12 protein-coding genes are annotated in these 13,749 nt (G+C 63.6%); 10 read left to right on the forward strand and 2 right to left on the reverse strand.

The features are described from left to right. Window positions 1-19 precede the first annotated feature (19 nt). Together P2T57_RS04290 and trmB are read left to right on the forward strand one after the other, a co-directional pair. Complete coding sequence (locus P2T57_RS04290; protein WP_276301244.1) at window positions 20-763, forward strand: proteasome assembly chaperone family protein; 744 nt, start codon at window positions 20-22, stop codon at window positions 761-763. Window positions 764-1,197: 434 nt separating this feature from the next. Continuing rightward, complete coding sequence (gene trmB / locus P2T57_RS04295; RefSeq protein ID WP_276301245.1) at window positions 1,198-2,253, forward strand: HTH-type sugar sensing transcriptional regulator TrmB; 1,056 nt, start codon at window positions 1,198-1,200, stop codon at window positions 2,251-2,253. 22 nt (window positions 2,254-2,275) lie between these two features. Here trmB and P2T57_RS04300 read toward each other — a convergent pair whose 3' ends face one another. Further along, window positions 2,276-3,139 (reverse strand): DUF8054 domain-containing protein, encoded by an 864-nt coding sequence (locus tag P2T57_RS04300; RefSeq protein WP_276301246.1) that lies wholly within the window; start codon window positions 3,137-3,139, stop codon window positions 2,276-2,278. Between the two features lie 366 nt (window positions 3,140-3,505). Here P2T57_RS04300 and P2T57_RS04305 point away from each other — a divergent pair, with 366 nt between their 5' ends. From P2T57_RS04305 to P2T57_RS04335, 7 genes are all read left to right on the forward strand, one after another. Beyond that, a complete protein-coding gene (locus P2T57_RS04305) occupies window positions 3,506-4,483 on the forward strand; it encodes an aldo/keto reductase (RefSeq protein ID WP_420028523.1) in 978 nt (325 codons plus the stop codon). Window positions 4,484-4,741: 258 nt separating this feature from the next. Further along, window positions 4,742-6,256 carry an extracellular solute-binding protein gene (locus P2T57_RS04310; protein ID WP_276301248.1) on the forward strand — a complete coding sequence of 505 codons (1,515 nt, stop codon included), beginning with the start codon at window positions 4,742-4,744 and terminating at the stop codon, window positions 6,254-6,256. Window positions 6,257-6,289: 33 nt separating this feature from the next. Further along, entirely contained in the window at window positions 6,290-7,273 is a 984-nt protein-coding gene (locus tag P2T57_RS04315) for a carbohydrate ABC transporter permease (protein WP_276301249.1), read from the forward strand. Window position 7,274: 1 nt separating this feature from the next. Next, on the forward strand, window positions 7,275-8,198 hold the full coding sequence (locus P2T57_RS04320; protein WP_276301250.1) for a carbohydrate ABC transporter permease: 924 nt from the start codon (window positions 7,275-7,277) through the stop codon (window positions 8,196-8,198). A gap of 6 nt (window positions 8,199-8,204) precedes the next feature. Further along, window positions 8,205-9,401, forward strand: a complete 1,197-nt coding sequence (locus tag P2T57_RS04325; protein WP_276301251.1) for an ABC transporter ATP-binding protein — start codon at window positions 8,205-8,207, stop codon at window positions 9,399-9,401. After that, complete coding sequence (locus P2T57_RS04330; protein ID WP_276301252.1) at window positions 9,401-9,604, forward strand: DUF8005 family protein; 204 nt, start codon at window positions 9,401-9,403, stop codon at window positions 9,602-9,604. The genes P2T57_RS04325 and P2T57_RS04330 overlap by 1 nt, the downstream gene beginning before the upstream one ends. 133 nt (window positions 9,605-9,737) lie before the next feature. Then, window positions 9,738-10,811: a Gfo/Idh/MocA family protein gene (locus tag P2T57_RS04335; RefSeq protein ID WP_276301253.1), complete on the forward strand. Its 1,074-nt coding sequence runs from the start codon at window positions 9,738-9,740 to the stop codon at window positions 10,809-10,811. Window positions 10,812-10,937: 126 nt separating this feature from the next. Here P2T57_RS04335 and P2T57_RS04340 read toward each other — a convergent pair whose 3' ends face one another. Beyond that, the gene (locus P2T57_RS04340; protein WP_276301254.1) at window positions 10,938-11,210 is read right to left on the reverse strand and encodes a DUF7571 family protein; all 273 of its coding nucleotides are present in this window, start codon (window positions 11,208-11,210) and stop codon (window positions 10,938-10,940) included. 325 nt (window positions 11,211-11,535) lie between these two features. On the opposite strand from P2T57_RS04340, the gene P2T57_RS04345 reads away from it, so the two are divergent. Then, a complete protein-coding gene (locus P2T57_RS04345) occupies window positions 11,536-13,728 on the forward strand; it encodes a thioredoxin domain-containing protein (protein ID WP_276301256.1) in 2,193 nt (730 codons plus the stop codon). Window positions 13,729-13,749: the final 21 nt, after the last annotated feature.

The raw sequence follows: 13,749 nt of genomic DNA on the forward strand, positions 1-13,749 counted from the left end.
TTTTAGCGTATGGCTGTCCATGAGTCGGGACGCTCGCTCGACAGGCGCTTCGTTCGAAATCACTGCTGAAAACCCCGAGGATACCGTCATCGCCGGATTCTCGCAGTTCGGCCTCGCAGGACTGACTGCGGCCGACTACCTCGTGGACCACCTCGACTTCCAGCAGGTCGGCCACATCTCCGCCGACCAACTCCCCGCCATCACGCCCTTCGAGAACGGGCAACCGCGCCACCACACCCGCGTCTTCTCCCACGAGGACGCCGGTCTCTCTGTCGTGGTCGGCGAACTGTTCGTCCCGGCGTTCGCGGCCCAACCGTTCAGCGAGGCCGTCCTCGAATGGACCGAGACCGAGGACGTAGACGAGGTGGCGGTCCTCCACGGGGTCACGATTCCCCACGCGCCCGAGGAGCATCAGGTGTTCTACGTCGCCACCGAGGACTACCACGACCACCGACTCGCCGACGCCGGAATTTCGGCGATGGGCCGGGGGTTCTTGGACGGCATGAACGCCGAACTGATGGCCCGCGGGATGGAGTCGGACCTCCGGACCGCCGTGTTCCTCACGCCGGTCCACGCCCAAGCACCGGACGTGGAGGCCGCGATTCGACTACTGGAGACGGTCCAAACCGTCTACGGCCTCGAAATCGACACCGGACCGCTCGAGGAGTTCGCCGCCGAGGTGCAGGGCTACTACGAGGGGTTGGCCGAGCGACTCCAAGAGCGCGCCGAGGCCGACCAACCGGAAGGTCGGATGTTCATGTGAAACTTTTGCTGCGCGAGGAAGCGCCAGCGGCGCTTCCTCGCTGGCAAAACTTTCATGAAAAACACCGGAAGGCAAACCGCGCCTTCCGAGCAGTCGGTCGCTATCGCTCCTCGCTCGCGGTAGAACTGCTTGGACCGGTGGTTCGGTTCGCCGGTCGCAGAGTGGTTTTCGAAGCCACCTCCTTTGCCGAGAATTTATAAATAAAGCCGCGGCAACCCCGTGGCGTGCCGAGCGAGACCCGAATCCGTCGAATGAAAACGAAATTATTTATCTAGAAATTGTATTTATTGCTATAATATTTCTCTACATTTCTTTCGGCGGTCGATTCGCGGAGTCGTCGCCCGCAACTACACATAGGATGAAACCCGTTTACGGAAATCGGTGCTACTCGAAATCGGATAAATCATTTACCCCTTGCGAGAAGATACTCCCATATGACCTCGGAGAACTTGCACGCGACGATGGAACAGGTCGGCGACCGGTTCGACCTCGGGGAGTACGAAATCGACGCCTACCTCACCGTCCTCGAACACGGCGACCTGACCGCCAGCCAAATCGCCGACCGGACCGACATCCCGCAACCGCGAGTGTACGACACCGTGCGGAGTCTGAGCGACCGCGGCCTCGTGGAACTGCGCGAGTCCCGGCCGATGAAAGTCATCGCCGTGGACCCCGAGGAGGCCTTCTCGGGCATCCAGTCGTCGCTGATGGACATGGTGTCGGAGCTCGAAGCCCGGTACACCGCGCCGGCCCGCGACACCGAGGCCGTCTCGCTGGTCAAGTCGCGCTCGACCATCCTTCGCTATCTGGAGGACGTCATCGCCGCCGCGGAGTTCGAGTTGGCGCTCTCGCTGACGCCCGACCTGCTGGAGCGGTTCGAGGACGACCTCCGAAACGCCGTAGACGACGGCGTGAGCGTCGAACTGCTGGTCACGCCCGCCTCGGAAGCGCCCGAACCCGACGACTTCGACTACCTGAGCGTGGCGACCACCGCCCGCGCCCGCCGGGGCATCACCACGCCGGTCATCGCCGTCGCCGACGGCGAGTACTCCATCTACGCCACGCAGGACGCCCTCCGCGACGACGAGGACCGCTACGGCGTCATCTTCAACCGCTCGGCGCTCGGGTTCCTCGTCTCCGGGTTCTTCGGCACCGTCCTGTGGACCACCGCCGAGCGCACGCTGGCCACGAACGGCGAGGACCGCCCGTTCCCCCGCCGGTACTCGTCCATCCGGCGCTGTGTGAAGGAACTGCAGGAACTCGACGGCGACTTCTACGCCACCATCGAGGGCCGTGACATCGAAACCGGGTCGTCGTGGGTTGTGGAGGGCGAAGTCGTCGGCTTCTCCTTCGAGGCCGGCGAGCGCGTCGCCGGGATGAAGATTCAGACCGAGGCGGGCGAGGTCACGGTCGGCGGACAGGTCGCCGCGCTGGAGGACATCGAAGCCCACGAGATTCGGGTCGCGCGGAACGGTCCTCCGGAGGTCTGAGCGGAGCAAGACGCCCCAAGATTCACTGGAAGGTGTAGAGCCGAGAACCGCAATCCCCGCAAGCCAGCACGTCGTCGGGCGCGTCGGCCCGCGTCCCGCCCGGTCCGCCACAGCACTCGACTTCGGTGGTCTCCTCGACCGGACCGTCGCAGACCGGGCAGGTTTCGAGGAGCATCCGGAGCGCCCCAGCAGACTGCGCCCGCCGAGTCGCCGACAGCGAAGTGCTGTCAGCTAGCGCTCGCACCGCCCCGATTTCGGCCACCGCAATCGGTCGAGTCAGCCACTGCTCGCGGGCCGGGTCGCCGCTCCCGTCGGAGACGACGAACCAGCGTTCTGCCTCGCCGAATCGGCCGCCGTCCTGCTCTACTATCTCCGTGACGGTCTCCTCGGGCGCTGATTCGCGGAGCGCGTCGGCGAGGCCCCGGTCGTCACGTCCTCGGAGGGCTTGTACTTTCTCGCGCCACTCGTCGCGGAAGTCCTCGGCGAGGTAGAGCGTTTCTCCGTCGGCGACCACCACGCCGCGTTCAAGGAGCGATTGCAGGACTGCTTCGCCGGTCTCCTCGTCGGTTTCGCCCCCGAGCGACCCCGGCGAGTCGGGGGCGTGGCGCTGTTCGCGGTCCTCGCCAGCGTCGGCGTGGAAGACGTTGCCCGGAAGTCGTTGGGTGAGTTGCGGCGCGAATCTGGGCGTGAAGGGAACAAAATAGCCTCGAAGCGCGATAGCGGCCACGCCGCCGACACCGAGCGCGGCGGCGAGGGTCCGTGAGCGTCGCCGGGCGAGGCCAACGCACGCGAGGCCCAACAGGACCGCGTTCGTCACGGTGCAGGGCCAGCATCGGCGCTCGCCGGTGTGGTCCGGATTCCGGAGTCGGTCGAGGAAGGAGGTCATACTGTGTCTATCGACGTGACGGGGCTTCAGGTTTTGGCGAGAGTCGGCTTAGAATACGCGGTACTTTTCGAATACGTAGATGGAACTGAAACGGTGGTTTCGAAAGCCCTCGCGCGGTTCGCGGTCGCTCAGCGACATATCCTCGGCTCACCTGCGGTTCGCCTGCGGATAGGGGTCGCTGAGACGACCACGCCCTTCGGGCGCGAACCGCGCTCGCCCTTTCAGTCCGCCGAGGGGCGTTGATTGGTTCACCGAGCGTCTGCCGGTGGTTGGCCGCCGAAGTCTCCGGAAATCGCCCGCGGGCGATTTCCGCCCCGCACCGTTTTACCGAACGTCGTCGTAGGCCGGGGCGTGCCAGACACCGACATGGAGTACACGACCCTCGGCGACACCGGCCTCGAAGTCTCGCGGTTCTGCCTCGGGTGCATGAACTTCGGGAGCGACCGCGAGTGGATGATAGCCGACGACGAGCAGAGCCACGAGATAATCGACCGGGCAATCGAGTTGGGAATCAACTTCCTCGACACCGCCAACGTCTACTCGCACGGCGAGAGCGAGGACATCGTGGGGGACGCCATCGAGGACCACGACCGCGAGGAGTTGGTGATAGCCACGAAAGTCTACGGCGCGATGGGCGAGGGACCGAACAAGCAGGGCCTCTCGCGCAAACACATTTTAGACCAAGTGGAGGGAAGCTTAGAGCGTCTGGGAACCGACTACATCGACCTCTACCAGATTCACCGGTGGGACGACTCGACCCCAATCGAGGAGACCCTACACGCGCTCGACCACCTCGTCGAGACCGGCAAAGTCCGGTACATCGGGGCCTCCACGATGCCAGCGTGGAAGTTCACCAAGGCGCTCTACGACAGCGACCTGCACGACTACGCCCGGTTCACCTGCATGCAACCCCAGTACAACCTCGTGGACCGCCAAGAGGAGGAGAACGTCCTGCCGGTCTGCGCCGACGAGGGCGTGGGCGTCATCCCGTGGAGTCCCCTCGGCGGCGGGTTCCTGACCGGGAAGTACGACCGCGAGGACGACCCCGACGAGGGCCGGGCCGCCACCGACGAACACACCCGCGAGCGATTCACCGACGAGAACTGGCGGGTCCTCGATGCGGTCCGCGAAATCGCCGACGAGAAGGACGCGACCCCGGCGCAGGTCAGTCTCGCGTGGCTTCTCCACAAGGACGTGGTAGACGCGCCAATCGTCGGCCCGCGGAGCCTCGACCACTTGGAGGAGAATCTCGGCGCGTTCGAGGTATCACTCACCGACAACGAGGTCCAACGCCTCGAAGCGCCGAAAAACCCGGTTTGGTCCCGGTCGATAGCCGACTTGTAGACTGCGGTTAGTCGGTAGCTATCGAGCATAACGTCTCTCCGACGCGAGGTGAAACGGTCGAAACGGTCGGTTTCCGAACAGTAGATGGCGTTTGTTTTTCCGCCGGAACTCGGCGTGAAGAACCGACTCCTCGATTAGGCGTCACACAACCAACCGCGCCCGTTCGGAAACCAGACCTTACTGTTGGCATATTTGTAACAACGAATGTAGTTACTATCACTAGGGTATATATGGGGAAACGCCGTGTTAGTGACTGGAATGGTTGACAGTAGTTCACACGAGCCTGACGACGCCGAGCGGGATGGGGGAGTCTCGCGTCGGAAGTTCGTGCAGGCTGTGGGGGCGTCAGGAGCCGCGGCGGGCATCGCGGGGTGTACGGGGAGTGACCAACCGAAAGACGCGGGCACGGTCGGAAACGTAGACAATCAAGGGCAAAAGACCACCCTACAGTGGGCCACCGACCCGGATTTCAAAGGTTCGACGTGGAACCAAGAACTCCAACCGATTCTGTACGAAAACGGTCTCTCGAAGGACATCGAGGTCAATATTCTCGCCGGACCGTCCGTGACCGACAATCGGCGCGCGCAGTACCAACAGTGGTTGTCCGCGGGACGCGCCAAGCCCGACATCCTCTACGTGGACAGCGGGTGGACGATTCCGTTCATCGTCCGGAATCAGCTGATGAATCTGAGCGAGGCCGGGAACTTCCCGCAGGAGCGGATGCAGGAGTTGGAAAACGACTACTTCCAAGCCAGCGTCTCGACTGCCAAGGGGCCGAACGGCGACCTGTACGCCGTCCCGCTGTTCCCGGACTTCCCGACGATGCAGTACAACAAGGAGTACCTGCGGAACGCGGGATACGGGCAGTCGGACTTCGACACGTGGGCCACCGACTCGATGACGTGGCAGAAGTTCTCGCAGGTCACGACCGAGGCGATGAACAACAACGATGTCCAGTACGGCTACACCTTCCAAGGGAGCGCCTACGAGGGACTGTCGTGCTGTGACTTCAACGAGTTCATGTCGAGTTGGGGCGGAGCCTACTTCGGCAACCCCGAGCAGTACCTGTTCGGCCCGGTCGGCGACCGACCCATCACCGTGGACGAACAGCAGGTCGTGGACTCCATCAGGATGATTCGGACCTTCATCCACGGGTCGGACGCCAACAACACGCTGGACAACTATCAGGGCCAAATCGCGCCGCCCGCGGTGATGCAGTGGACCGAGGAGCCGTCTCGGAAACCCTTCACCAACGAGGACGCCATCATGCACCGCAACTGGCCCTACGCCATCAACATCTCGGGGTCCGAGGACAACCTCGGCGAGGACCTCGGCGTGATGCCGATTCCCTACGCCAAGACCCAGCAGGAGGCCCAGTACCCGATGACTGGCGGACCGGTCGCGGCGCTCGGTGGCTGGCACAACGCGGTCAACCCTAACTCCAACAACCAGGAGGCCGCGGTTGAGGTCCTCAAAGCGATGATGAGCGACGAGTTCAAGTACAAGCTATTCGAGGTCTTGGGCTTCCTGCCGCCGGAACCCCAACTGCTGACCTCGGACCGCGCGCAGGAGGTGCCCATCATGGGTCGGTACCTCGAACAGCTTCGCATCGCTGGGGAGAACGCGATTCCGCGACCGGTTACCGCGGTCTGGCCGGCCCAGTCCTCGAAAATCGCCCAGCAGGTCAACGGCGCGATGAGTCGGGGCGGCAACCCCAGCCAAGCGATGACCCAGCTCAAAGCACAACTCGAAGCCATCGAGAGTAGCGCATAGAGACAAGGGACGCTCAAACCTTACACGCCTTTTATGTCAACAACTGACGAGGGGGTTCGTGACTCCAAACGGTCCGGGGCATACGTCTCGGCAGTACGCTGGATGGAGAACTTGAGCGATACCCAGTTCGCGTACCTGCTGTTGACGCCGGTACTGCTCCTGCTCGGTCTCATCGCGTTCTGGCCCCTACTGAGTACCTTCCGGATGTCGCTGTTCGCAGACAACCTCGTCGGGAGCGCCGCGCTCGGCGAGTTCGTCGGCTTGGAGAACTACGTCGCGTTGTTGACCGGTGAGCGCGACGCTCTGCTCGTCAGGCCGTTCTTCGACCCGGCGACGCCCTTCCGGAGCGCGCTCACCGTGACGCTCATCTTCACGTTCTTCAGCGTCTTCTTCGAGACGCTGGTCGGGTTCGCGCAAGCGCTGGTGCTGGACCAAGAGTTCCGGGGTCGGCGGTGGGTCCGGGTCGCCGTCATCATCCCGTGGGCCGTGCCCATCGTGATTCAGGGGATGATATTCTTCCTGCTGTTCCAGCCCAACATCGGGTTCCTCGTGGACCCGCTTCAGAACTGGGGCATCTTCACCGCCACGCCGCTGTCGAACCCGGTGGACTCGATGATAATCCTCATCGTGGCCGACGTGTGGAAGACTTCGGCGTTCATGGCGCTCATCATCCTCGCGGGACTCCAGAGTGTGGACCGGAGCCTCTACGACGTGGGCCGGGTCGCCGGCGCGTCGAAGTACCAGCAGTTCAAGATGATAACCCTACCGCTGGTCCTGCCGTCGGTGCTGGTGGCGATGCTGTTCCGGACCATCGGTGCGATGCGAATCTACGGTCTCATCGAGACGGTCGTGGGGTGTAACACGGTGCCGTCGCTGTCGTGTCTCGTCGTCACGACCTTCCGCGGGTCGCGGATGTACGGCACGTCGGCGGCAGTCGCGTTCATCACGGCGGGCCTCATCGGCCTCGTCGTCACGGTGTACATCGTCAAATACGCGGACACGGAGACGGGGACATAACATGGCTACGGAAACTGATTCGAATCAAGGTGTGTTCTCGCGGTGGGTCGATTCGGCGATACAGAACCCCGAGAAGGTGTACAGGGCGATGTTCTACGTCGCCATGCTCTTTTTCCTGTTCACCACGCTGTTCCCGTTCTACTGGCTACTGGTGCTGGCGCTCACGCCGAACGAGGCCATCACTAGCTTCGGGTTCCCGCCGGTGCCCAACGGGTTCAACCCCGAGGCGTTCGTGAACGTGTTCACCACGGTCCCGTTCCACATCTACATGTTCAACAGCTTCGTCCTCGGCATCGCCACGACCGCAATCGTGCTGGTACTGGCGAGTCTCGCGGGGTACGTGTTCGGCAGGCTCGACTTCCCCGGTAAGGGACCGCTGATGTTGCTGATACTGGCGGTGTCGTACTTCCCGCCGGCGGCGTTCATCATCCCGCTGTTCCGGCTATTCACCGGGAACGTCTCGCTGTTGGGCGTGTCGAGTCCGAACCTGTTCAACACGCCGTTCTCGATGATGCTCCCGTTCAGCGCGCTGTTCATGCCGCTGTCCATCTTCATCCTCTCGACGTTCTACGGCCAGATTCCGGACGGTCTGGAGGACGCCGCGCGAATCGAGGGGACCACGAGGTTGGGCGCGCTGTTCCGTGTCATCATGCCGCTGTCGGCACCGGGCGTGGCGACGGCGGGGGTGCTGACGTTCATCTCGGTGTACAACGAGTTCTTCTTCTCGTTCCTGATGACTTCGGGCGAGGCGAACAACTGGGCACCCATCGTCTGGGGCATCCTGAGCTATCAGGGCCAATACACCCAACTCTACAACCTCATGGCGGCCGCGAGCATCGTCGGGGTCCTGCCCGTCGCCATCCTCGTGGTCGTGGCACAGGAGAAAATCGTCAGCGGACTCACCGCAGGTGCGCTCAAGGAGTGATTCACAATGGGTAAAGTCATCTTGGACGGCGTCACGAAACGCTACGCGGACGTAACGGCAGTAGACAACATGAACCTCGAAATCGAGGACGGCGAGTTCGTCACGCTCGTCGGTCCCTCGGGGTGCGGGAAGTCCACGACGCTGGAGACCATCGCGGGACTCACAATCCCCACCGAGGGGACGATTACGATTGCGGAACGCGAGGTCACCAACCTCCCGCCGAAAGACCGCGGGATTGCGATGGTGTTCCAGAACATCGCGCTGTTCCCGCACATGGACGTCTACGACAACATCAGCTTCGGGTTGCGGCTTCGGGACTACCCGAAGGACGAAATCGACCGGCGGGTAGACCGGGCCTCCGACATCGTGCAGTTGGAGGGCATGTTAGAACGGATGCCCGACGAGATGTCCGGTGGGCAACGTCAGCGCGTGGCGATTGCCAGAGCAATCGTCCGGGAACCCGAGGTGTTCCTGATGGACGAACCGCTGGCGAATCTGGACGCCAAACTCCGGGTCCACATGCGGACCGAACTCCAGCGACTCCACAAGGAGTTGGACACCACCATCATCTACGTCACCCACGACCAAGCAGAAGCGATGACGATGAGCGACCGCATCGCGGTCATCGACGGCGGGGAACTCCAGCAAATCGCGCCGCCGCTGGTGTGTTACAACGAACCCGCCAACCTGTTCGTCGCGGGGTTCATCGGGTCGCCGTCGATGAACTTCGTGGAGGGCGAGGTCACTTCGACCGGCCTCTCGACACCTAACTTCGACGTGGAGTTTGACCCCGGCCAGCTCTCGGGAGTCGCGGAGGGCGACCACCTCACGCTGGGCGTCCGACCCGAGGACGTGTATCTCCGACAGGGGAGCGAGAGCGTCACCAATCCCACCCAGCCGATTCGGGCGCGGACCGACGTGCTGGAACCGATGGGCGACGAGATATTCGTCTACCTGCTGACCGGCGAGGCGGCCGAACCCAGCATGGAGGTTGACCCCGAGACATCCGAGAACCAACTGCTGATGAGCGTGAGTCCCGACTCGGACATCGAGAGCGACGAGGACGTGGAGGTGGTCCTCGACCGCGAGCGAGTCCACCTGTTCGACACCGAGACGGGTGACGCCATCAGTCACACGCTGGAGTTCCCGGCGACCGAGGCCGGTCCAGCGGAAACCGAGACCGAGGCGGAGGGCGACGACTGATGGTGACGACCGTCGGATGGCTCTATCTGGTCGGCGGGACGGTGCTGTTTTTCTTCTGGGCCTACGGCATCGTCTCGTTCGCGCTCGACTGCAAGCACAAGTTCCTCCCCCTGCTTCGCCAGTGGGTGGCCGCCCGACGCGAACGAAAGCGGGAGGCCGAACGCGACGGCGAACGGGAGGACAAAGAGCGCCAACTCTACTGATGGATGTCCGCGTTCCGTTCGAAGTGTCCGGAACTGAATCCTCGGGAAAGTTTACGTTCTGGCGTTCTGATAGACGCTCGAAGGGAAAAACCTAACACCGCCTCAGGGTTGCCTACCACTAGTAACACTATTCATGTCCAGACAAAATGAGCCAGTTCGGGTCGGGTTCGTCGGGTTGGGGAACATCGGCCACTACCACGCCGACCGACTCGGAGACGTAGACGGCGTGGACATCGTCGGCGGGGTGGACATCAACCCCGACGCCCGCGCCCGATTCGCCGAGAAGTACGGGGTGGAGTCGTTCGAGAGCTACGAGGACCTCTACGACGCGGCGGTGGACGCGGTTATCGTCACGACGCCCAACAAGTTCCACGAGGAGTACGCGGTCGCGGCCCTCCGGAGCGGACTGGACGTGCTCCTCGAAAAGCCGCTTGCCCACTCCTTAGAGAGTGCAGAGCGTATCGCGGAGGCCTCGCGCAACGCCGAGGGCTTCTGCATGGTCGGGTTCCACAACCGCTTCCGGAATCCCGTCGAGGTCGTCAAGTCCTATCAGGAGGAGGGCCGATTCGGCAACACCCGCCACGTCGAGGCCAACTTCATCCGGCGGCGGGGCGTGCCCGGACGGGGGTCGTGGTTCACGAATCAGGAGATAGCAGGCGGCGGTGCGCTCATCGACATCGGCGTCCACGCCATCGACTTAGCGCTCCACTTCCACGACTTCCCGAAAGTGCAGGAAGTCTCGGGCACCATCCGGTCGCAGTTCGGGTCCCGTGACGACTACGCCTACCTCGAAATGTGGGGCGAGGACGCCCAGTCGGGCGAGTTCTCGGTGGACGACTCGGTGAGCGCGTTCGTCCGGTGCGAGAACGGCAAGACGTTCACGCTCGAAGTCGCGTGGGCCGCCAACCGCTCGCCCAACGAGGAGTTCGTCATCCGCGGCACCGAAGCGGGCGCGAACTTCGACAAGTCCGACGACTCGCTGACCATCTACGAGACGGGCCGGCAGGGCACCGACCACTTCTCGGACTCCGAAATCCAGACCCGCCACGAGGACCCCCACAAGGCCGAACAGCGCGTCTTCTTCGAGGCGGTTCGGGACGGCGTGACCCCGACCGTGAACACGGTGGACCAAGCCCTCGAAGTCCAGCGTGTCATCGACGGCATCTACCGGTCTCACGAGGAACAGCGCGCGATTCAGCTCGGGTAACTCAGTTTTGCTTTCGGGTGGCCATAGCAAACCGTAGAGAATAGTTTCGAGTCCGTTTTTGCTTTCTTTACCAATGTAACGTTTTCTTAGTAACGCCCGGAAAAAAAATGACGAAACGAGGACCGCTCAGGTCGAAGGCGTCGTATCGAGATGCCAACCGGGGTCGGTGCCGGTTCGGTCGAGGAGGTCCGACCGACACGCCGGGCAGTAGTCGGGGGTGCCCGCCACTCCTCGGGGGACGTAGACCCCGCCGCCGCACTCCACGCAGGCGTCCGCGACGATTGTCGCGCAGTCGGCGCAGACGTTGAAGTCGTCTACCGTCAGCTCCCGCAGGGGTTCGAGTTGTTTGTCCAAGATGTACTCGTCGATGACCGCCTGACAGTTTTGGCACGGTTGCATAGCGATACTGTTAGTCGCATGTGAACACGACACAAATACCTATCGGTTCCGGGGAGTTTCGTGTTGGTTTAATCTCCCCCTGAACCGCTGAAGTTTGTCGCACTACTTTGTGACCTCGGTCGAATTCGGTCTAGTCACCGGAGCAACCGACTGTAGCCTCGAAATCTCTCGGACCGGCCGCTGGCCCGCGAACCGCGTTCGCCCGTTCGGTCCGCCGAGGACGATGGTCGATTCGCGGGGCGAAATCTGCTGAGGAGCGCACCGAGGCGAAAGCCGCCCTTCCCGAAGCCCCGACTTTACGTCTCTCAAGCCCCTCCGTCGAGTCATGAGCGACTCCGGAGACCCGACTTCGCGGAATCGGCTGGACGAGGAGCAAAGCCCCTACCTCCGCCAGCACGCCGACAACCCGGTCAACTGGCAACCGTGGGACGACGCCGCGCTGGACGCCGCCGAGGAGCGCGAGGTGCCCATCTTCCTCTCGGTCGGCTACTCGGCCTGCCACTGGTGTCACGTCATGGAGGAGGAGAGCTTCGAGGACGAGGGAATCGCCGAGGTACTGAACCAGAACTTCGTCCCGGTCAAGGTGGACCGCGAGGAGCGCCCCGACGTGGACAGCATCTATCAGACCATCTGTCAGGCCGTCTCGGGCCGGGGCGGGTGGCCCCTGTCGGTCTGGCTCACCCCCGACGGCAGGCCCTTCTACGTCGGCACCTACTTCCCGAAAGAGGCCAAGCGCGGCCAACCCGGCTTCCGGGACTTGCTCGAAAGCATCGCCGACTCGTGGGCCGACGACGACGACCGCCGGGAGATGAAGCGCCGGGCCGACCAGTGGACCGACGCCATCGAGTGCGAGTTAGAGTCGGTCCCAGACCCCGGCGATGCTCCGGGCGAGGACCTCCTCTCGTCGGCCGCGGACGCCGCAGTCCGGAGCGCGGACCGGGAACACGGCGGGTTCGGAACCGGCCAGAAGTTCCCCCAGTCCGGGCGCATCCATCTCCTCTTGCGGGCCGCCCACCGCGCCGAGCGTGCCGGAGACGACGAGAAGACCGACGAGTACCGCGAAATCGCCGACGAAGCCCTCTCGGCGATGGCCGAGGGCGGCATCTTCGACCACGCTGGCGGCGGGTTCCACCGCTACACCGTGGACCGCGAGTGGGTCGTGCCCCACTTCGAGAAGATGCTCTACGACAACGCCGAAATCTCCCGCGCCATGCTCGCGGGCTATCAGGTCACGGGCGACGACCGCTACGCTACCGCGGCCCGCCGGACCTTCGAGTTCGTGGAGCGCGAGATGACCCATCCTGAGGGGGTCTCCGAGTCACACTCGGAGGCTCGCGGGACTCCGTCCCGCGGTGGGTTCTACAGCACCCTCGACGCACAGAGCGAGGGCGAGGAGGGCAAATTCTACGTCTGGACGCCCGACCAGATTCGGGACGCGATAGCCGACGAAACCGCCGCAGAAATCTTCTGTAATCGGTTCGGCGTCACCGAGTCGGGCAACTTCGAGGGCAAAAACGTCCTGACCGTCAGCGAGTCGATTCCGGACCTCGCCGACGAGTACGACCTAACCGAGACCGAAATCGAGGAGACCGTCGAGGACGCCCGCGAGCAGGTTTTCGAGGCCCGCGCCGAGCGCGCTCGACCCCGGCGCGACGAGAAGGTGCTGGCCGGGTGGAACGGTCTCATGATTTCGGCGCTCGCGGAGGGCGCGCTGGTGCTTCCCGACGAGGGCGACCGCTACGCCGGCCTCGCCGAGGACGCCCTCGATTTCGTCCGCGAGACGCTCTGGGAACCCGACGAAGGGGAATCCGGGACCCTCTACCGGCGGTTCAAGGACGAGGACGTAGCGATACGGGGCTACCTCGAAGACTACGCTTTCCTCGCCCGCGGCGCGCTGAACTGCTACGAGGCCACCGGAAACGCCGACCATCTCGGGTTCGCGCTGGACCTCGCCGACGCAATCGTCGCCGAGTTCTGGGACGCCGACGACGGTACCATCTACTTCACGCCCGAGAGCGGCGAGGAGTTGGTCGCCCGCCCGCAGGAACCACACGACCAATCGACGCCCTCCAGTCTCGGCGTCGCCACCGAAACCCTGCTGGCGCTGGACCACTTCGAGACCGGAGACGAGTATCAGCAAATCGCCGAGCAGGTCCTCGAACGCCGCGGCCAGCAGATTCGGTCGAACCCGCTTCAGCACGCCTCGCTCGCGCTCGCTGGCGACCGCTACGCCCGCGGGTCGCTGGAGATAACCGCCGTCGCCGACGACCTGCCCGAGTCGTGGCACGAGGAAATCGCCGGGCGCTACCTCCCCACTCGACTGCTCTCGCGCCGACCGCCCGGCGAAGACCAACTACAGAATTGGTTAGAACAACTCGATATTGCCGAAACGCCCCCGATTTGGGCTGACCGGACCCAACGCGACGGCGAACCCACCGCCTACGTCTGCCGAAACTTCGCCTGCTCACCCCCGAACACGGACCTCGCCGAGGCCCTCGACTGGGCCGAAGGCGAGTAGTCTCCTCGCTCGGCGGGTCCG

This window comes from Halorussus lipolyticus, from assembly GCF_029338375.1.
Taxonomy (GTDB): Archaea; Halobacteriota; Halobacteria; order Halobacteriales; family Haladaptataceae; genus Halorussus; species Halorussus lipolyticus.